At 55.0% G+C, this 18929-nt stretch carries 21 protein-coding genes and 1 riboswitch; of the genes, 7 read left to right on the plus strand and 14 right to left on the minus strand.

Going from position 1 to position 18929, the window contains the following annotated elements; genetic code table 11:
* Positions 1-112: 112 nt before the first annotated feature.
* Positions 113-1255 carry a resuscitation-promoting factor gene (locus DQG13_RS21450; protein WP_397334011.1) on the minus strand — a complete coding sequence of 381 codons (1143 nt, stop codon included), beginning with the start codon at positions 1253-1255 and terminating at the stop codon, positions 113-115.
* Between the two features lie 265 nt (positions 1256-1520).
* Positions 1521-1719: riboswitch (cyclic di-AMP (ydaO/yuaA leader) on the minus strand.
* Between the two features lie 471 nt (positions 1720-2190).
* Between DQG13_RS21450 and DQG13_RS21455 the strand changes: the two genes are divergently transcribed.
* Positions 2191-2934 (plus strand): ABC transporter ATP-binding protein, encoded by a 744-nt coding sequence (locus DQG13_RS21455; protein ID WP_258525803.1) that lies wholly within the window; start codon positions 2191-2193, stop codon positions 2932-2934.
* Positions 2931-4154 (plus strand): ABC transporter permease, encoded by a 1224-nt coding sequence (locus DQG13_RS21460; RefSeq protein ID WP_113022001.1) that lies wholly within the window; start codon positions 2931-2933, stop codon positions 4152-4154. The genes DQG13_RS21455 and DQG13_RS21460 overlap by 4 nt, the downstream gene beginning before the upstream one ends.
* A 392-nt stretch (positions 4155-4546) precedes the next feature.
* Here the strand turns inward: DQG13_RS21460 and DQG13_RS21465 are convergent, their stop codons facing one another.
* Together DQG13_RS21465 and DQG13_RS21470 are read right to left on the minus strand one after the other, a co-directional pair.
* Positions 4547-5314, minus strand: coding sequence for a TatD family hydrolase (locus DQG13_RS21465; protein ID WP_113022003.1), 768 nt, complete (start codon positions 5312-5314; stop codon positions 4547-4549).
* 67 nt (positions 5315-5381) lie between these two features.
* Positions 5382-6665, minus strand: coding sequence for an HD domain-containing protein (locus DQG13_RS21470; protein ID WP_113022005.1), 1284 nt, complete (start codon positions 6663-6665; stop codon positions 5382-5384).
* Between the two features lie 324 nt (positions 6666-6989).
* Between DQG13_RS21470 and DQG13_RS21475 the strand changes: the two genes are divergently transcribed.
* Positions 6990-7244, plus strand: a complete 255-nt coding sequence (locus DQG13_RS21475) for an AbrB/MazE/SpoVT family DNA-binding domain-containing protein (protein ID WP_113022007.1) — start codon at positions 6990-6992, stop codon at positions 7242-7244.
* Positions 7245-7418: 174 nt separating this feature from the next.
* On the opposite strand, the gene rsmI is transcribed toward DQG13_RS21475, so the two are convergent.
* The 10 genes from rsmI to DQG13_RS31570 form a co-directional block, all read right to left on the minus strand.
* The gene (gene rsmI, locus DQG13_RS21480; RefSeq protein ID WP_113022009.1) at positions 7419-8309 is read right to left on the minus strand and encodes a 16S rRNA (cytidine(1402)-2'-O)-methyltransferase; all 891 of its coding nucleotides are present in this window, start codon (positions 8307-8309) and stop codon (positions 7419-7421) included.
* The gene (locus DQG13_RS21485) at positions 8306-9073 is read right to left on the minus strand and encodes a tRNA1(Val) (adenine(37)-N6)-methyltransferase (protein WP_113022011.1); all 768 of its coding nucleotides are present in this window, start codon (positions 9071-9073) and stop codon (positions 8306-8308) included. The genes rsmI and DQG13_RS21485 overlap by 4 nt, the downstream gene beginning before the upstream one ends.
* A gap of 94 nt (positions 9074-9167) precedes the next feature.
* The gene (gene yabA, locus DQG13_RS21490) at positions 9168-9521 is read right to left on the minus strand and encodes a DNA replication initiation control protein YabA (protein ID WP_113022013.1); all 354 of its coding nucleotides are present in this window, start codon (positions 9519-9521) and stop codon (positions 9168-9170) included.
* Between the two features lie 28 nt (positions 9522-9549).
* The gene (locus tag DQG13_RS21495; protein ID WP_113022015.1) at positions 9550-10356 is read right to left on the minus strand and encodes a PSP1 domain-containing protein; all 807 of its coding nucleotides are present in this window, start codon (positions 10354-10356) and stop codon (positions 9550-9552) included.
* A 41-nt stretch (positions 10357-10397) separates the two neighbouring features.
* Entirely contained in the window at positions 10398-11387 is a 990-nt protein-coding gene (gene holB / locus DQG13_RS21500; RefSeq protein ID WP_113022017.1) for a DNA polymerase III subunit delta', read from the minus strand.
* 23 nt (positions 11388-11410) lie between these two features.
* Positions 11411-11857 (minus strand): YaaR family protein, encoded by a 447-nt coding sequence (locus tag DQG13_RS21505; RefSeq protein WP_113022018.1) that lies wholly within the window; start codon positions 11855-11857, stop codon positions 11411-11413.
* A gap of 35 nt (positions 11858-11892) precedes the next feature.
* Positions 11893-12222, minus strand: a complete 330-nt coding sequence (locus DQG13_RS21510) for a cyclic-di-AMP receptor (protein WP_113022020.1) — start codon at positions 12220-12222, stop codon at positions 11893-11895.
* Between the two features lie 194 nt (positions 12223-12416).
* The gene (gene tmk / locus DQG13_RS21515; protein WP_113022022.1) at positions 12417-13079 is read right to left on the minus strand and encodes a dTMP kinase; all 663 of its coding nucleotides are present in this window, start codon (positions 13077-13079) and stop codon (positions 12417-12419) included.
* Positions 13080-13145: 66 nt separating this feature from the next.
* A complete protein-coding gene (locus DQG13_RS21520) occupies positions 13146-14627 on the minus strand; it encodes an aminotransferase class I/II-fold pyridoxal phosphate-dependent enzyme (RefSeq protein ID WP_113022024.1) in 1482 nt (493 codons plus the stop codon).
* 107 nt (positions 14628-14734) lie between these two features.
* Positions 14735-14938, minus strand: coding sequence for a sigma factor G inhibitor Gin (locus tag DQG13_RS31570; protein ID WP_397334012.1), 204 nt, complete (start codon positions 14936-14938; stop codon positions 14735-14737).
* Positions 14939-15168: 230 nt separating this feature from the next.
* On the opposite strand from DQG13_RS31570, the gene DQG13_RS21530 reads away from it, so the two are divergent.
* The 4 genes from DQG13_RS21530 to DQG13_RS21545 all read left to right on the plus strand — a co-directional run bounded on the left by DQG13_RS21530 (position 15169) and on the right by DQG13_RS21545 (position 17842).
* The gene (locus DQG13_RS21530) at positions 15169-15696 is read left to right on the plus strand and encodes a hypothetical protein (RefSeq protein ID WP_113022026.1); all 528 of its coding nucleotides are present in this window, start codon (positions 15169-15171) and stop codon (positions 15694-15696) included.
* A 65-nt stretch (positions 15697-15761) separates the two neighbouring features.
* Complete coding sequence (locus DQG13_RS21535) at positions 15762-16175, plus strand: BlaI/MecI/CopY family transcriptional regulator (RefSeq protein WP_113022028.1); 414 nt, start codon at positions 15762-15764, stop codon at positions 16173-16175.
* 3 nt (positions 16176-16178) lie between these two features.
* Entirely contained in the window at positions 16179-17027 is an 849-nt protein-coding gene (locus tag DQG13_RS21540) for a M56 family metallopeptidase (protein ID WP_113022030.1), read from the plus strand.
* Between the two features lie 113 nt (positions 17028-17140).
* Positions 17141-17842: a YceI family protein gene (locus DQG13_RS21545; RefSeq protein ID WP_258525800.1), complete on the plus strand. Its 702-nt coding sequence runs from the start codon at positions 17141-17143 to the stop codon at positions 17840-17842.
* Between the two features lie 58 nt (positions 17843-17900).
* Here DQG13_RS21545 and DQG13_RS30940 read toward each other — a convergent pair whose 3' ends face one another.
* Complete coding sequence (locus DQG13_RS30940; protein ID WP_181592904.1) at positions 17901-18689, minus strand: GNAT family N-acetyltransferase; 789 nt, start codon at positions 18687-18689, stop codon at positions 17901-17903.
* Positions 18690-18929: the final 240 nt, after the last annotated feature.

Genomic DNA, 18929 nt, shown 5'->3' on the forward strand with positions numbered 1-18929 from the left:
AACTTTTCCCTTCGTCCCTTCGTCTTAATAAACAGGAAGAGAAGAGGCTAGGCGGCCTCTTCTCGGGTAGATATCCAACTGGAAGCGCCGTTGCCCGGCGGGACCAGATTTGTTAATCGGTAACAGGCTTCTTCGGGCCGATGACATAGACGGTGTAGCCTCGTTTGGTGCCGAATTTATTGGCATACGAAGAGCTGTCGAAGTATACGTCGATCTTGTTGCCCTTGATGGCGCTGCCTGTATCCTCGGCGCGGCGGAAGCCGATGCCTTCGATATAGACCCACCAGCCCATGGGGATAACACTTTTGTCCACAGCAATGGTACGGCCCTCCGTTACAGTGGTGCCGCTGGAGGTAACCCCGAATTGCGGGTGGCCTTCATCCTTGCCGGTGGAAGCCAGGTCGGCGGAATACGCCGTCAGTGTCACATTGTTCAAAATCTTCTTATAGCCAAAGCTTACCCCGTTTTTGGTGACTTCATCCACATTGGGGGAGCTTGCGCTTAATACGGTGACCACCGGAGCTTTGGTGCCTACGGCTACCACCTTGCTGACGCTTTCGGCGGCAATCGTTTCATCCACCTTGTTTTCCGCCACCAAAACGCCATCCTCATAAACCTTCTCTGTTTTGATGACCTTGGTTCCTTCTTTGCCGTCCTGAACAACCTCTTCCTTGCCCTTCAGCAAGCTGCTGTCATTCTGCTTCACCGTTTCGAAGGCAATCGGCACCGATTCCTCGGCGATTTCCTTGGTGACGCGGACGATCTTGATTTCTTCGCCGGAATCTAGGACATCCTCCAACGGGGGAGTAATCTTATCCAGCGGGTCCATCGCGATATTCAAATCCTCTAAAGCGCCTGCAACCGTCTTTCCGGTTGTATACAACGTTAAGGTCTGTCCATCGGCAGTCAATTGCACCGGCGAGGTGTGGTTCAGCACAATGACGTCCCCATTCCGCAGCTTGGTGTCCACAGGCAGGGAGATACGGTCATTCTCACCGTACGAAATTGCTTCTTCATCCAGTAGGTGTTTAAGAACATCTTGCCGGGTAACCACCACGGTTTCTTGTCCGTCCACCACTACGGATACGCTTTTGGTAGCCGTTCCGTACAACAACATGAAAAACATGAAGGCTAAGGCGATCAAAAAAGCTGCTGCTATAATTATTCTGCGCCCGTTTTCATGCTCCCATCGCAATGCGAAGGCCATGCTGGATGATCGTTTTTCATGGGTTTCCTGAACAGGGATAGCGCCCACTTCAATCGGTCCTCCTTCATAGTCCGCCGTCTGGTATGATACAGGGTTCTTTTTGACGTGACTATTGGTTTGATTATAACTTCATGCTTAAAAGCCAATTCTCCTCGCATCCAAAGCAGCTGCAACCGGAATCCGGCTCCTTGCGCAGCACCCTCCCTTGCGAAACATGTTGAGCGGTTGAATTATGGAATCCACGGGACCAACATAAAAAGCCCCGTGAAGAGGTATCTTCTCGTGGCAAACCAAGCATAAAAATGCACGACAAGTATCCTCTCTTCAACGCTTACGAGGTTAGCTGACGGATTCGGACGAAAGAGTCGCCCTACCTGTACGGGCTGCTAAAGCAGCCGTCCAAGGATTCACCCCAAAACCGTGCCGTCACTTCAAGGCCGTCCACAAAGCCTGAAAGCTGTTCACATTCGGTTCCCCCGTTTTCCAAAATGGAAACTCAGCGAATTGGAAATTTGGCAAGCACTATTAAGTTATCATGTGTTGTATATTAATGCCTCAAGCTAAAGTTGTAAATAGCGAAAAGTTCATATATCGGCGAAAATTAGCCATGTATGCGGTTAAAAACCGTTTTTTTGGCCCATTATCTCACTCGTTTTATCCATTATCTCTTTATTTCTTATTTTCAATGGCTTATGACGGCTTAAATATGAACTTTTTATTGCTTTCCCAAAAGAATTATCAAAAAATTTTGACATCAAAGAGCTATTTTCCCATCATATTTACAGTTTGTTTACCTCTTCCTTCTCTCCGTGGCGCTCCTGATTTCCAGACCCAGACCCTTCCTTTTGCACCTTAATTTCCCTTGCGCTCCCCCTTCTTGTCCCCCGTTGAATTGCATCGTCTGAAGCTTTTTCTATATAATAGCGGGAGAACGCCTTGTCAAAAGAATACATATGTCGAAGCGGGTGAGCGGTTTGGAACCGATGTTGCAGGTAAAGGGTTTGTACGGGGGGTATTTTCCCCGCAAGCCTGTCCTGAAGGATGTGGACTTTGAAGTATTTCCCGGCGAAATGGTGGGTATGATCGGACTGAACGGCGCCGGCAAAAGCACCACAATCAAGCATATTCTCGGGCTGCTCCAGCCCCAGAAGGGAGAAATCCGGATTCGCGGGCGTACCCTGGCGGAAGCTCCCTTGGAATACCGCTCCTCCTTTGCCTATGTCCCCGAATCCCCGGAGCTGTACGAGGAGCTGACCATCAGCGAGCATCTGGAGCTGACGGCAAGGGCCTACGGCTTGGAGCGGGCTCTATATGGAGAACGCTCCGCCAAACTGCTGGACACCTTCCACATGACGGGGAAAAAGGACAGCTTTTCCGCCCATCTGTCCAAGGGGATGAAGCAGAAGGTCATGATCATGAACGCCTTTCTCACGGAGCCGCCTCTCTATATTATCGATGAGCCGTTTTTGGGTTTGGACCCTCTCTCCATCCGCTCCCTCCTGGAGCTGATGGTGCAGATGCAGGAGACAGGCGCCAGCTTCCTGATCAGCTCCCATATTCTGTCCACCATCGAACGCTACTGCAATAAATTCGTGGTGCTCCACCAAGGCTGCATTATCGCCAAAGGAACACTTCCGGAAATACTGGCAGCGGCGGGCCTGCCTCGCGGCAGCAGCCTGGATGACGCCTTCTGCGCGCTCACCGCGGCTGGAGGCGCCGTCGGATGAGGGAGGATTTCGCGGATCTGTGGCGCAAAAGGGCGGCAGCTTTCTGGAAAGAGGCATTTATTTATATCAGCTATGCCGCACGCAGCGGCTTCGCCGGATTTTTGCTGATGTTCATTATAATAGGCGCTTATTATTACGGGAAATTCCTGCAGAGCCTGCCGGACGCCTTTCCCTACTGGCGTATTACTACGCCGCTTCTGGCCTTGGCTCTGGGCATGACGGGAGTCCGCACCTTTATGAAGCAGGCGGATATGGTATTCCTGGCTCCCGCCGAATCCAGACTCCGCAGCTGGTGGATCTGCTCCATTATCTACAGCTACGCCTTTCAGGCGGCGGTTTCCCTGATGCTGCTCCTGGCGGTCTGGCCGCTGTATCTGGCCTGCGCGGATGAGGCGGCGCTTCCCTTCGCACATGCCGCCGCCTATTTGCTGGCCGCCAAGCTGCTGGCCGTATTGGGCCGCTTTCAGGCGGAACGGCTGGTATACCGGCCAAACCGCGGCGCCGAAGCGCTGGTCCGCTGGCTGGCCGCGGCGGTGCTGCCCTTCGCCCTGCTGACGGAGAGCCCGGCGAAGGCCTGGGGCTTGCTGCTCCTGGCTGCGGCGGCGCAATGCCTCGTGGTATTGCCGTTTCCCCGGCACAGAGTGCCCTGGGAGCAGCTAATCCGCCGGGAAGAGATCAGCCTGAAGCGCCATTACACCTTCTACAGCTGGTTTGCCGACGTGCCGAAGCTGGCGACCAAACCGGCGGCAAGACGCTTTCTGGGAGGAGTCACCTCGCGGATTCCCTTCCGGCAGGAGGACACTCACCGGTTTCTCTACGCCAAAACCTTTATCCGGTCGGAATATTATGCCATTCTGGCGCGAACCTCGGTAATTGCCATCCTGTTATTCCTGGCTGTGAATCATACGGCCGCCGTTCTGCTGATTTACGGAATCACGCTGATCATGAACTGCGCCACGGTTTCCTCGTTGACCCAGAGCCACCGGTACAGCTTCTGGCTGGAGCTCTACCCTGTGGACCCGAGCCGCAAGAGTAAAGCGGTATCGCGGATCTGCGAAAGCGCGCTCCTCCTGTCCAATACAGCAGTGGGCGCGGTGCTGATCGGCTTCCATTCCAGCGGCAGATTGCAGGCCCTGACCGCAGTGGCGGCGGGCTTCCTGTACATTCTCTACTTCACGCGGGTGTCGCTTCCCCGCAAAATGAAACATGCCGGGGACTAAGTCCTCCGGCATTTTTTTCGTCAGGATAACGGACATCAAATGTCGTCTATTTGCCCAGCGGTCCTATTTTCACAGAATAACGACATTAAATGTCTGTTATCCCATCCAAAAACGGCTTTTTCAGGGGAAAAGAGCTGCTTAACGGACATTTTCTGTCGCTATTCCCAAGGATATCCCTCATTCCGCCGAATAGCAGACAATTGTTGACGCTTCCACAAGAATCACTTGAGGGGCCGGAGACAGCTAAAAACCGCTCCGAATCGCCCGGCAAAACCGCTGCCGGACTGCCTCCGCTTTTTTATGAAAAAACCCTTGTATTCCGCGGCCTTTCAAGCCAATTTAAGACCTGCTCCCAACCCGTTTCTTCTATTATAATGTATACTTATAAACGGTCACTTCAGACCCAGCAGCCTAACCGCATTTTCCGTTGTCACCCGGGCGATTTCCTCCAGGGACATGCCGCGGATTTCGGCGGCCGCTTCGGCCACATAACGCACGTATCCGGTTTCGTTCCGCTTCCCCCGGAAGGGATGGGGGGTCAGGTACGGAGCGTCCGTTTCCAGCAGCAGACGGTCCAGGGGAACCCGGGCCAGCACCTCCTTGGGCTGCTTGGCATTCTTGAAGGAAACCGGGCCGCCGAAGGAAATATGGAAATTCATATCCAGGCAGATTTTCGCCGTTTCCCAGCTGCCGGAGAAGCAGTGCATGATGCCGCCAATCTCCGCCGCTTTTTCCTCCTTCAGAATCTCCAGGATATCCTGATGCGCATCCCGGTTATGGATCACAATGGGCTTGTCCAGCTTCCGGGCCAGCCGAATCTGCTCCCGGAATACCCTGGCCTGCACATCCTTGGGGGATGTATCCCAATAATAGTCCAGGCCAATTTCGCCCAAGGCCACCACCTTGGGAAGCTTCAGCATCTCCGCCAGCTCCTCCAGGTCCTGCGGCGTCATATCCTTGGCATCCTGGGGATGCCAGCCCAGCACCGCATAGACAAAATCATACCGGCGGGACAGCTCCAAGGTAGTGGGAATGGTCTCGCGGTTAAAGCCCACATTGACAATCCGGGTGACCCCGGCTTCATAAGCCCGCATCAGCGCCTCATGCCGGTCTTCCTGAAAGGATGGACTGTCCATATGGGTGTGCGTATCGGTAAACATACAAGTACCTCTTTTCTGTGATGATGGCGTGTCGGGAACGAGTGTATTGGTCCCACTTGCCCCGGTGCTACGAGCGTTTCTGCAAAAGCTGCCACAGCTCCTCCGGCATGGCCTCCGCCGCCAGCAGCTCCTCCGGAAAATAAATGTGATGCTGCCCCTGGCGGATGCCGCTGATGGAGCGGACAATTTCCGAACGGCTGGAGATTTCAAACAGATGGTCCCGGGAGTCCAGCAGCAGTATGGGCAGCTTCTCCTCCACCTCGCCGGGCTTGTATACATCATACGGCAGATCCGCCGGGAAATCGACATACATATAATAATCCGGATCAAGCCCCACTTTTGCAAGGCAGTCCCGCACCTGATGGGTCAGAAGAATTTCGCTTTCCTCCAGGGGCACATACTTCAGAAGCCGCCTGTGCAAAAACCGGCTGCATAAGTCGGCCAGCACCGGGTCCGTATCCTTGGTCCACTGCATAAAGGCCATTTGCATCAGCGCTTCGTCCAGGTGAAGATAGTCGGCAACGGTCATGGCATTCTCGAACAGGCGGCGCAGCGTATCATCCAGAAAAACAAAGGTATGGCCACCCCCAAATAATGCCCGGGCCCGCTCGAATATTTTGGAGAGCAGAATTTCCCCGCTCCGGGTGACAGGGTGAAAATAAACCTGCCAATACATCTGATAGCGGGACATGAGATAATCCTCCACCGCATGCATGCCGCTTTCCTTCACCACAATATGTCCCTTATGGGGCCGGACCATCCGCAGAATCCGCTCCAGATCGAAGGTGCCGTAATCCACGCCGGTATAATACGCGTCCCGCAAGAGATAATCCATCCGGTCGGCATCCATCTGGCTGGAGATCAGGCTCACCACGATCTTCTGCTCATAGGTTTTCCGGATGACCGCAGCGATCTTCTCGGGCATAAGCGGGTCAGCCTTGCGCAGAATGCGGTTCACCTGGGTATCCCCCAGAATAATCCGGCAGGTCCATTCCTCATGATCGCTGTCAAAGGCTCTTTCGATGGAATGGGAGAAGGGCCCATGCCCCAAATCATGAAGCAACGCGGCGCACAGGCATAACAGCCGCTCCTCCCGGGGCCAGTCGGCAAAGCCGCTTTTTTCAAACTGGGAGATAATCCGCCGGGTAATTTCATACACCCCCAGGGAATGGGAGAACCGGCTATGCTCCGCCCCGTGGAAGGTCAGATAGGACGTGCCCAGCTGCCTGATCCGTCGCAGCCTTTGGAATTCCGCCGAGTTGATCAGCTCCCATATGGTTTCATCTTGGACATAGATGTAATTATGTACCGGGTCCTTGAATACTTTCTCCTCTGACAGCCTGCCTGACATGCCCGTCCCTCCCTTTCAAGGCTTGAGATAAAAGTCCCTTTTTATTTTCGTCGAAAAATGTCGTAAACAAACATCTTTAGTCCCGAATAAGAGTTTCTTCAAAACTTGTAATATTACTATTTGATTTTTCTGTAGAAAATTTTGTCTGGAAAAAGCCCACTATCATCAGGAATATCGGTTTTTCCGAGCCAAAATTTAGTATCTTTTTTTGTAAAAAAACAGTTGACTATTTTGGGAAAGGTTGGTATCATTATAAAGTGAAATGTCGAAAGATGACGATGATTCCAAAACTGACACTAATTTTTGAGAGGAGCAACATATACAATGATGAAATCTACTGGTATTGTAAGAAAAGTGGACGAGCTGGGCCGGGTGGTAATCCCCATCGAATTGCGCCGCACCCTGGGTATCGGCGAGAAGGATGCTCTTGAAATTTATGTGGACGGCGAGCGCATCATGCTCAAGAAATATGAGCCTGCTTGTATCTTTTGTGGCAATGCTGAGAACGTTGCCTACTTCAAAGGAAAAATTGTTTGCAATGTTTGCTTAACTGAGATGCCTAACCCTGTGACAAAATAGGAATTATAGTGTATAATAAATCCATAACCAATGTTAATTCTAACCTTTTTATATCTCCTCTAGTCCCTGAACAACCTACGCAAAGCCGGCGTGGTTGTTGAGGGATATTTTTTGTCCATTGCAAGACTGGATTTTTCTGGCGCGTATGTTAAAACCGGGGGCGCAACGCCCCCGTTATTCCTCCAGCAATTCCTGATAAATATCCCGCCGGGAAACGCCGCGGTCGCCGGCGGCGCGCTTCATGGCCTCCTTGCGGCTCTGGCCCTCCGCTTCATACCGCTCCACATGCTCCGCCACCGTAAGAGCTTTCCACCAGACCGTCTCGGCGGCAGAGCCCTGTTCGCCGGCTCCATCGGCCGAAGCTCCTTCCACTACCAAACAATACTCTCCCAACGGCGGAGTCTCCTCCAGCATCACCAGCGCTTCCTCCAGGGTTCCCCGGGCAAATTCCTCGTAGCGCTTGGTCAGCTCCCGGGCCAGCACCACCTGCCGGTTGCCCCAGCTTTGCAGCATCGCCTCCAGCGTTTTGCCTACCCGGTGGGGAGATTCATAGAATAACAGAGTTTCCCTGACGCCTTGAAGCGAGGAGAGCTTTTCCTTCAGCCCTTTTTTGTCCCGGGGCAGGAAACCAACAAAGCGGAAGCCTGTGGTGTCCAGGCCCGAAGCGATCAGAGCGGAGAGCGCAGCATTGGCGCCGGGTACCGGAATAACCGGGATATCCGCCTCAATGGCCAGCCGGACCAAATCCTGGCCGGGGTCGGATATGGCTGGCAGCCCGGCGTCGCTGACCAGGGCAATGCTTTGCCCTTCCTGGAGAAGCCGGACCAGCTCAGGGCCGCTGTGGATTTTGTTATGCTCATGATAGCTGACCAGCCGCCCGCCAATCTCAAAGTGGGTCAGGAGCTTCCGGGTCTGGCGGGTATCCTCTGCGGCAATAATATCCGCTTCCTTCAGAATGCGCACCGCCCGGAAAGTCATATCCTCCAGATTGCCGATGGGTGTCGCCACCAGATAAAGAGCTCCTCCGCCCGTGCGGTCTGCGGCATAGCTTCGCTGTATGTTCATTCGGAACCCCTCTCCTTATTTTCTACCCGGAGGCTGTCGGCTGAACCATAATAAACCTCCATCAGCTCCCCGGTATATTGGCCGTCCGGGCCGTAAACCACCAGCGGCGGAAGCAGCCGCAAATCCGGCTTGCCGCCCCGAATGCCCTCCACCAGCACCATATTGGCCTCCTGCTCCGCTTTGGGGTGGACGAAGCGGAGCCGCTTGGGCTCCAGTCCTGCCCGCCGCATCCCCTCCAGGATATCCGTAAGCCTTGCGGGCCTATGAACCATGGCCACCTTGCCCCCGTAGCGGGTGAGCCTGCTGCAAGCTGCCAGCACATCCTCCAGAGTACAGAAGATTTCATGGCGCGCCGCGGCAAAATGGAGATTCCCGTTCTGCTCTCCTGCACACACCGGCAGGTACGGAGGGTTCACCGTCACCAGATCGAACAGGCTGGCTTCCCGGGTCCTGTATTCCTTCAAATCCCCCTGCTCAATATGAATCCGTTCCTCCAGGCCGTTCAGTTGGACGCTCCGGGCGGCCATATCCGCCAGCCGCTCCTGAATCTCCAGCCCCCAGATTTCCGCCTGAGTCCGGGTGGACAGGAGCATCGGCACAACGCCGTTGCCCGTGCATAAATCCATGATCCGCCCCCGGGGAGGCACGGAGCAGAACCGCGCCAGCAGAACCGCATCCATGGAAAAGGAAAATACATCATCCGCCTGGATGATCTTCAAATTATTGCGGAGCAAATCATCCGCTCGTTCATGAGGCAAAAGCATACTCGTTCTCCGGACTCCTCTGTGCCGCCCAAGTGCTCGTAAGGCCAGCCGCTCTTGTCGCGGCTGGCCTCGTTCGTCTCATGCGCCATCACTATTATTTATTCAGAAATGACATGCAAAACAGGCAATCGCCTTCGGTACGCAAATGTCCATAATAAACATTGCATATGTGAAAGCCTTCATGATAAAGCCGGGCCAGATTCTCGTAACCTTCCCGGGTCAGGGACAGACCCTCCGGCTTGGCAGGCTCGGCGTCAGGCTCCATAGTCGGTTCCGGGTATTGATCCTCACGTATCATGCGCAAAAGCTGCTCGTTCTCCATCCGAAGCCGCTGGTTTTCCTCCAGAAGCTCCACCACGATGGTCTTCAGCCGGCTCAAATCGGCATACATGGTGCCCATTTGTTCTTCCATGGCTTCAATCTGCGTGAAAATATCCTTTTTCTCCAACGGTTGTCACCTCAGGCGAACCCTCAAATTACTCCTGCTCCGCTACATCATCCGCCGGGAGCTCCACCACCCGGTTATTCTGCTCAAACAGCTGCACCTTCACCATCCGGCTCTCCACATTCAGGCTAAGCACCTTGGCCTGCCCCATCGTGGTGATCACAATGCGCCCTACCTTGGGCAGCTCGGTCTTGCCGCTTTCGTAATTGTCATGCTCGTATTTCAGGCAGCACATGAGCCTGCCGCATAACCCGGAGATTTTGGTGGGATTCAAGCTCAGGTTCTGGTCCTTGGCCATCTTGATGGAAACGGGGTCGAAGTCTCCCAGGAAGGAGGAGCAGCAGAGTATGCGGCCGCAGGGGCCAATTCCGCCCAGCAGCTTGGCCTCATCCCGTACCCCGATCTGCCGCAGCTCAATGCGGGTGCGGAAGATGCTGGCCAGATCCTTCACCAGCTCCCGGAAGTCTACCCGGCCCTCCGCCGTAAAATAAAAGATGACCTTGTTGCGGTCAAATGTATATTCCACGTCCACCAGCTTCATCTTCAGCCCATGGTCCTTGATCTTCTCCTGGCAGATGCCGAAGGCTTCCTTGGCGGCGGCCTTATTGTTGTCCACCACCCGGGCATCATTCTCGTCCGCGATCCGGATGACCTTCTTCAAGGGCAGCACCACATCGCTTTCGGGCACATCGCGCTTGCCGATGACGACCTTGCCATATTCCAATCCTCGTGCCGTATCCACAATCACACTGCTGTCTTTTTGAACAGGCAAGTCAATGGGGTCAAAGTAAAATACTTTCCCCGCCTTCTTGAAGCGGACGCCCACAACGCAATACAAAGGTTTCTCCCTCCAATCTGGATCAGTTTTAAGCCGGAAAATCAGCTTGCCGGCCGGTCCTGCATGCCGATAATCGCCTGCTCCAGGGCCAACTGGGCATTGGCGGTGGTGCGCAGCTTCTTCTGAAGCTCAATCACCAGCTCCATGGCATACACCCAATACCGCAGGGGCAGACGGACTGCTTCCTTGTAGGTCCAATCGGTTTGATCGGCGAACACCACATCTTCCCGGCGGCCGTTCTGAAGGTGAAGCATATCTTTGAGCAGAAGCAGCCACAGGTCCAAAATAAGGGGAAGCCGGTCCGCCATATCGGACTTGAATACGGCCTGCTGCGCTGTAATAAGCACATGGGGGAAGCGGAAAAGCGCCTCCTTAGCCAATTGTATCATTACATTTCGCGCTTCTGCAAACTCCTTTGATTGGATAAATTCGCGCGCAGCCTCCACGCCTCCCGCCACATGGGCGGCAGGCAGCACCAGCTCCAGCGGAAGCCCTTCCCGCCGGTGGAGCACCTCCACAATCTCGGAGGCGGCCAAAGGAACAAAGGGAATCCACTGGGCCCGGGATTGGATGGTGGGCAGGAGGGCATGTCCGTTCTCCGTGATCAGAATAGCCATCACATCGACTCCCGGCTCCTCCAGAAATTTCAGGAGGCTGTTGGCAGCCTGCACCGTCATCCGGTCCGCTTGCTCGATGACATAGATTTTTTTGCTGCCGCCGGAGAGGCGGTAGCCCAGCTCCCGCTGCAGCTCGCGGATTTGGTCGATCTTCACGCTGGCCCCTTCGGGCTCCACCAGAATCAGATTGGGGTGGTTGCCGTGAGCCACCTTGCGGCATTCCACACATTCCCCGCAGGCGTCATCCTCCCTGGCTGTGCAGAAGATCGCCTGAGCCAGAGTCACCGCCAGCTCCTTCTTGCCGGAGCCGGCCGGACCGCTGAAGATGTAAGCATGGGACAGCTTCCCGGTACGGAGGCTGTTGATGAGCATCCGCTTGGCCCGGAGCTGTCCCGGTATGGAATCAAACGACATGTTGTCCCCTCTCATTCCCGAAGCTAAAAGCTTAAATTAATCAGCAACCCCTTAATTTCCCCGACCCGCTGGAGGATATCGATCTTCCCCTGCTCTGTATCCAGCAGCTCGTCCGCCATGGCAAGCAGATGTCCGTCGATTTCCTCCAGCAGCTTGTAGCGTTTGGTGCGGCCTCTGCGGTCCCAGCCCCGGGTATCCTTCAACCCGACGCCGCGGCGGGCGGTCTCCTCCAGAAACTGCTTGATCAGGAGTTTGTACTGACGCAGCTCCCGGACCGTCATGGAGCGGGACAGGCGTTCGCCCTGCCGCTGAATCTGGTCGATCATCCGGTTCAATTGCTCCTGGCCGGCTTGTTCATCATGCTGGCGCAGACTGTCGGAAAAGCTTTTTTGCTGCACAGGATGCAAATTGGAATTGTCCGTCCGGCGCAGCTCATTGCCGGACGGACGCCAGCCAGGATTGATTTTCATATGAATATGTCCAGCCTTCCTTGTGCAAGTTGGAATCAGTAGTGCTCGAAACGTTCAACCGGCATAACGAACACCGCGGCGCCGCCCACCTGAACCTCTACAGGGAACGGAATATAGGAATCGGAAGTGCCGCCCATAGGGGAAACCGGCGTGACCAGCTGCTCACGGGTTTTGCAGTTATTGCGAATGACATTCAACACCTCGGGCACCCGCTCATCCTCAATACCAATAATGAATGTAGTATTGCCGGCCCGCAGAAAACCGCCGGTGGACGCCAGCTTGGTGGCGCGGAAGCCGTCCTTGACCAGAGCATTGGACAGCCGGTTGCTGTCCTTATCCTGAACCACAGCGATGACAAGTTTCATAGCAACTCCTCCTTCAACAAGATAGGATAGCCCCGCATGCCGCCGTCAAAAACAGCCGGGGGCGCTTGTTACCACACGATATGTGACGAAGACGCCATAGGTGACAGCCGCCTATATAAAAACAGTCTCTCAAAAACACCCAACAGCTGCAAAACGGGGTTCATACCCTTTAAAAAAAACTCCATACTCATACTTTATTTGACATGAAAGCGGCGTTTTCCTGCTTGGAACGAAAGATTTAGCGCCTGTCTTACGGATTGCACCATCTGGTCAAAGGGCTGTCCCGCATCAATACGGACAATCCGCTCGGGATAACGGTCATGAAGAATGGCGTAACCCTCTCTTACTTTATAATGGAAGGAACGCCCCTCCAGGTCCAGGCGGTTGATTTCCCGCCCCTTATCCTTATGGATTCGGGAAAGTCCGATCTCCGGATCTATATCCAGCCACAGGGTAATATCCGGCATAACGCCGGCTGTGGCAAATTCATTCACGGAATAAATCTCGTCGATTCCCAATCCTCTGGCATGTCCCTGATATACCAGACTGCTGTCCACATATCTGTCGCTTAGCACCGTCACTCCCCGGGCAATTGCGGGCAGCACCTTCTCCGCCAGATGCTGCCTGCGGGCTGCGGCATACAAGAGCGCCTCCGTCCTGCCGTCCATGGACGTGTGCTCCTTGTTCAGGATAATGGAGCGGATTTCCTCGGCAATCTTGATGCCTCCCGGCTCCCGGGTAATCAGGACCTCCATTCCCATTTCCTTCAGAAAAGCCTCAATCTCCGGAATCAAGGAGGTTTTGCCCGCCCCTTCTCCGCCTTCTATTGTAATAAACCAACCTTCCGCCACTTCTATACCCCATTCGCTGTTTAATTCTTCAGTCCCCCATATGTCGAAACCGAAAGCGCCGTGAATGCGCCGTCACTTGTCCTGTCTTGTTACCAGTATACTACAACCGGGTCCCGGAGGCGCACCCTGAAATTTGGCTCCGGCCCGGTACAGCCGCAGAATCCGCTCTGCAGCTGCTGCCGTAATCACCTCTCCCGGAATCAGCAGCGGGATGCCCGGCGGATACGGCACTACCGACTGGGCCGCAAGATGGCCCACTGCCGCTTCCAGAGCCAGCCGCTCTCCCCGGTCAACGCCGGAAGCGCCCATAGCCACAGGCCCGCTTACCGGGTCCGCTGCTGCCGCCATGGCCCCGGGGACCGCGGAAGCGGCGGCGGTTGCCTCACAGTCTCCGCAGGCGGGTCCAACCGCCATGGCGGCGATAGCCCCGGCCAGCCGCTCCAAATCCTCCCGGCCCGTGGCCGGACTGGCCGCCAGCACCGCATAGCGCTCGTCGGCCATCTCGCCGGCGATGCCGCCAACCGCCAGCACATCCAACAGCTGAAAACCAGTCCGCAAACCTCCGGCATCCTCGAGCACCAGCTTAAACGGGTCCCAGAAGCTATAGGCATTGGATTCCGGCGACGGCTCCAGCAGCCGCACTCCTTGGGAGGGTAGCCCAGCTAACGTCTCCCGGAAGCGGCTTAACGCTTTCAATCCCGCGCCAATCTCTGCCCCGGCCCGTGTAGCCGCATATCTTCTGGCTATATCCAGCGAAGCCATGATGGGATAGGAGGGGCTGGAGCTTTGCAGCATAGCCAGCCGCTCCCGCAGCCTGTCCCGGGGCACGCGGCTCCCCTGCACATGGAGCATGGCTCCCATGGTCATGGCGGTTAGCATCTTGTGGGTGGACTGCACCACCCCGTCCGCTCCCCGGGCCAACGCCGATACGGGCACACCGGGGTGCAGCCCAAAATGCGCCCCATGCGCCTCATCCACCAAAAGCGCCATTCCTGCGCCATGGGCCATCCGGGCATACAGCTCCAAATCCCAGCCCATCCCGTAATAATTGGGGTTGGTCAGGAACACCGCCTTGGCCCGGGGATACCGTTCCAGCGCCGTTTGAAGCGTACCCGGCGCCACCCCTCCGGCTATTCCCGTCCGTCTGTCCACCTCCGGCTCCAGCATCACCGCTTGGACCCGGGCCAGCATCAGGGCGTGGATCACCGATTTATGGGCATTGCGCTGCACCAGGATCAGCTCCTCCGGCTGACAGACGGCGCCGATCAAAGCCAAATTCCCGACCGTGCTGCCCCCCACCAGAAAAAACGTCTCCTCTGCCCCGAAGCATTCCGCAGCCAGCCGCTGGGCCTCCAGAATGGGCCCCTCAGGGTGGTGCAGATCATCCAAACCTTCTATTTCCGTATAATCAATCTCCATAACGGAGCCAAAAAAAGCCTTCTCTTCCCCCTGCAGGCTGGCGCCGAACTTATGGCCGGGCACATGGAAGCTTGCATCCCTTCGCCTGCGCCGTTCCGCCAGCGCTTCAAACAATGGAGCCTTCTCCTGATTCATCCTTTACGTTCCCCCTTGCCGGCAACAAAAAAAGAAGGACAAGTATACTCATCCTTCCTTAACTATATGAAAAAAACCGGATAAAAGAAAGCATCTGCCGCCCGCTTTTATGCATTTTTTGGATACCAGATCCGCTTCAGCTGGTGGATAAAGAAGGGGTACTTGGCGTCCTGCACATCCGTCCGAACAATCTCCATTTCGCATTCCTCGCAAATAAATTCCGAAATAACCCGTATGCCGTCCTTGCCGGCGCTTCCGCAAATAATACAGACCTCGCCTGTGCCATTGCTCTGTCCCTGCCCCTGCTCCACTGTCGGCTCCGGCGCCCGCTTTATGTCCTGGCCCTCAAATTCCTCCATCCATCTCACCTCTAGTCTTTTTATCTATTAGTATGTCCATGAAACTATCCGTCCATTCGTTTTTTCAAAGCTTTCCTTTTGTTTTTATATGTTTATGTGGGCATAGGCCTGTTGGTTCCTGGAAAATGGCTGCAATACAGGCCTGCCGCTGCCGATATTAATAAAGAAGAAGGAGGCGCACCATGTCCAAACATACCCTATCTGAGGATTCTACTATATACCATTATACCCTGCTTTACAGATTTACCCGCAAGCATCCTTTTTTCTGGCTGTATTCCGTCTGCCTGCTGCTGTGGGCTTTTGCCGATGCGGTATATTCGGGCACGGACGGCCTGATCCAGCTGGCGGCATCATTGGTCATCGTTACTGCCGCTCATGCCGCTATTGTGCTGCCTCTCACCCGCCTTGCCCGGGGATCGGTGCCCCGCTTATGGAAATGGACTGCCGCCTACCCGCTTGTTGGCTATTTGCCTGCGGGACTCGTCCCGATCAAACAATGGGACCGGGCCAATCACCACCGGCTGCTCATCGGCTTCGTGCTGGTGGCGCTTCTATATGTATGGCTGCCTTTGCCCTGGCTGGCCAATGCCGCGGCTGCCCATTATTTTCTGCTCCTTCCCCAACTGGTATACGTGGGAAAATGCGTCCGCCTCTATGCCGGCGGTATGCTGAAGGTGACGGAACGGGATATTTCCTTTTATAAGAACTAAGCCCCGCCTTCGCTTGACAGCCTATCTTCCATAACACTATAATTTGTAGTGTGAGGTGCATCATAGTGAAGATACACAACTTCAAGTACAACGAGAAGGGCCTGAACCGCTTTTTTGGCCCCTTGGAAGCCAAGATCATGGATATTCTGTGGTCCCATACAGAATGCTCTATCCGGGATGTGCAGAAAATGCTGGATCAGGAGCGAAACCTCAACTTCAACACGATTATGACCGTCATGAACCGGCTTCTGGAGAAGGGTGTGCTTACCAAGCGGATGGACGGGCGGACCTCCCTGTTCCGTCCGGTGCACAGCAAGGATGAGTTCATGGACATCCAGTCCAAGGAGATTACCCACGAGCTGATGGAAGATTTCGGGCCGCTGGTGGTCAATCATATGATTGACGCCCTTGACGAAGCCGATCCCGATTTGCTCAGCCTCCTCGAGCAAAAAATCGAAAGTCTGAAAAAGGGAAGATAGCCTATGGGAAATCCTCTATCCAAATCCGTCGTGATCCTGTTCTTGTCAGCGGCCGGGGTTCTGTTTGTCCAGATGGTCATGTATGCAGGCTTTACCCTGTTCCGCTGGGAGGCGCTGCGCAGCTGGTTTGACATGTGCAACAGCTGGTTTATGAAATGGGGACTGCCCTTTATGGCCATTCTTCTGGATGCGCTGACCTGGACAACCGTCATGGCCGGCATCATTATGCTGAGCATCCAACTGCTCTCCTACCTCCGCATAAAACGGAGATTCGCCCCGCTGCGGCGCAAGGACCAGGAGCAGGCCATCGCGCAGACCTACCGTCTCCCCCGCAGAAGGCTTGTCATCATAGAACAGGAGCAGGCGGTGGCACTGACCATGGGCTTCATCCGTCCCGTCATCGTGTTGTCCACCGGGTTAATTCAGATGCTGGAGGAGCAGGAGCTGGAAGCCGTTATCCGGCACGAAGAGTATCACATGCGGCATTATGACGCCCTTCGGGCAATGCCTGCTTATCTTTTGTCCAAGATGATGTGGTATTTGCCTATCCTGCGGTGGTGCCACCATGTGCTGAAAATTTCGGCAGAGGTTCATGCGGATCAATACGCCGTAGCGCGCACCGGCTCACCTGTAGGATTGGGCAGCGCTCTGCTGAAGCTGGTCCGGCACAAGCCTTACACCCGGATGCCTCTCTGCCATGTTTCCTTTGCCGATACCCCCATTAACATCCGTATCCGCCAGCTTATCGACCCTGACGAGAAGCCGCATATGCGTCTTCCCTTGCTCTCTACCGCTATTTCATTCTCGGTAGCCGCGGTATTGGCTTCACTTTTGCTGCCGGCTCTGTTGTAAACACTCTGTTCACTGCCTCGGGAGGGGCATCTTTTTTGAAATATAGCACTACATAACGTAGTGATTATGGGATAGATCATTCGATGCAACTATTAATGAGGAGGAAACGAACTGTGAATAAATGGAAGCTGGCAACAATAATTACGGTAATTGTGATCGCAGCAGGCGGCGGTATCGGGTATTACGCATACGATTATTACGCGGGCAATCATGTGGAGATAAAGGATGTCATCAGCGCCTCCGGTTCCTCCGGCGGTTCGCAGGCTGCCTCATCATCGGCCACACCTGCCGCGCCTGCCGATGTCAACGGCACCTGGACCATCCAGTCCGCGTCGGAGGTATACTTCTCCGTCACCACCTCCAAGGAAACCGTCAACTTCTCGGTCAAACCGGTTACCGGCTCCTGGACCCTCAATACTGCCGATCCGGCTCAAAATAAAGCGGAAGGCGCCGTAGAGCTCAGCGGACTCAGTTCCGGCAATGGACAGCGGGATAATCACATCAAGGGGGCCGATTATCTTCAGGTCGAGCAGCATCCCAAGGCCACCTTTACCGTCAAGTCCTTCGAGAACCTGCCCAAGGAATGGAAGGCCGGCGTCACCGAATCCTTCAAAATGACCGGCACACTCACCGTCCGCGGCATCCCCAAGGACGTCACCTTCGACGCCAAGGCTCAACTGGATGGCACCCAGCTGAAGCTGGAGGGACAAACAGTCGTCACCTTCGAGGACTATGGCATGAAGAATCCCCACACCGTGGTGCTGAGCGCGCAAAATGACGTCGCCGTCCAGCTGCGGCTTGTGCTGGGCAAATAGAGAAGCAAGGGGAGACCGCGTACCGACTGGGGCGCGGTCCTTTCTATATAAGGCAGTCTCACTGTTTCACCCAAAAGGTAGAAACATGGGAGATCCGGAACCCCGCTTTCACCATATTGGCATGGCTGGCCGAGCCGAACATAACATCAGTGTAGACAGCCTTCGCCCCCATCCGTGCGGCATCTCCTAGGCGCTGTGCCAGCAGAGCCTTCTGGCAGCCCTTGCCCCGGTGCGTTGGAAAGGTATAGTCATTGGCAATGTATCCCGCCTCCCCGTGAAGGAACAGCGAGCCCATGGCTGCCGGGCTGCCGTCGATCCGCAGCATATAATTGATAAAGTCCGGCCGGCAAAAGAAAGGCTTGGACCGGGCCATCATAGCTCCGTTGATTTTCATACCGCCAACGGATTCCCCGATCCAGCGGATAAATTCCTCCGCACTTTCCTCTGTCACCCGCTCAATCGGAAACGAGGCTGCCTGCCCTTCGGTAGTCTTCGGGCAAGCGTACATATAGACCAGCTGCTCTACGGGGAAAAAGCCTTTGTCACAAAGCGCTCTGGTCACCTCTTTCGTCATGTGGTTGGGGGTCAGCTCGAAGCTTGGCGCGGCAAGGGGGTAATGCTTCAGCAGGCGGTCCAGGTCCGGCAAGTCCCGGGGGCCGAAGCCCTTGACCCGATTATAGTAGATGGAAGCGGGGTCCGTGCAATCGCGCAGCAAGATGGAGGCCCCGAAGGGCGTCACCTTCAACTCCCTCTTCATCGGAACCAGGGACCGTGCGGCGTTCAATCGGGTCAGCTCCAGCTCCGCGGCTTCTATTTCTTTCAGACATTCCAACGGTTTTTTCTCCATGGGGAGTTCACTCCTTGAGGGTGAAATGGCATAAAAAAAGACGCTCAGGCGAGCGTCTTGGCTATTCATCAGGAACAAACATTCGTTTTGTGAAGCAATTCAAGATGAGAGGTCATATTTCGGCTTCCTATTATGAGTATAAAACACTCTAAAATATAAGTCTATATTTTTATGCGACAAGCGAAGCGCGGGTGGCCGGCGTCTGAACCTTCCGCTTGGGCCGGGCCAGCTTCTCTGCTC

Source organism: Paenibacillus sp. YN15, assembly GCF_003285005.1.
In the GTDB taxonomy this organism is placed as follows: Bacteria; Bacillota; Bacilli; order Paenibacillales; family NBRC-103111; genus Paenibacillus_AR.

Coding starts and splice junctions, on each gene's coding strand:
- DQG13_RS21530 (WP_113022026.1), top strand. CDS start 15,169: ATGTCCAAACATACCCTATCTGAGGATTCTACTATATACCATTATACC.
- DQG13_RS21465 (WP_113022003.1), bottom strand. CDS start 5,314: ATGTTTACCGATACGCACACCCATATGGACAGTCCATCCTTTCAGGAA.
- holB (WP_113022017.1), bottom strand. CDS start 11,387: ATGTCGTTTGATTCCATACCGGGACAGCTCCGGGCCAAGCGGATGCTC.
- DQG13_RS21460 (WP_113022001.1), top strand. CDS start 2,931: ATGAGGGAGGATTTCGCGGATCTGTGGCGCAAAAGGGCGGCAGCTTTC.
- DQG13_RS30940 (WP_181592904.1), bottom strand. CDS start 18,689: ATGGAGAAAAAACCGTTGGAATGTCTGAAAGAAATAGAAGCCGCGGAG.
- DQG13_RS21540 (WP_113022030.1), top strand. CDS start 16,179: ATGGGAAATCCTCTATCCAAATCCGTCGTGATCCTGTTCTTGTCAGCG.
- rsmI (WP_113022009.1), bottom strand. CDS start 8,309: ATGAACATACAGCGAAGCTATGCCGCAGACCGCACGGGCGGAGGAGCT.
- DQG13_RS21510 (WP_113022020.1), bottom strand. CDS start 12,222: ATGAAACTTGTCATCGCTGTGGTTCAGGATAAGGACAGCAACCGGCTG.
- DQG13_RS21520 (WP_113022024.1), bottom strand. CDS start 14,627: ATGAATCAGGAGAAGGCTCCATTGTTTGAAGCGCTGGCGGAACGGCGC.
- DQG13_RS21470 (WP_113022005.1), bottom strand. CDS start 6,665: ATGTCAGGCAGGCTGTCAGAGGAGAAAGTATTCAAGGACCCGGTACAT.
- DQG13_RS21485 (WP_113022011.1), bottom strand. CDS start 9,073: ATGCTTTTGCCTCATGAACGAGCGGATGATTTGCTCCGCAATAATTTG.
- DQG13_RS21505 (WP_113022018.1), bottom strand. CDS start 11,857: ATGAAAATCAATCCTGGCTGGCGTCCGTCCGGCAATGAGCTGCGCCGG.
- DQG13_RS21475 (WP_113022007.1), top strand. CDS start 6,990: ATGATGAAATCTACTGGTATTGTAAGAAAAGTGGACGAGCTGGGCCGG.
- DQG13_RS21455 (WP_258525803.1), top strand. CDS start 2,191: ATGTTGCAGGTAAAGGGTTTGTACGGGGGGTATTTTCCCCGCAAGCCT.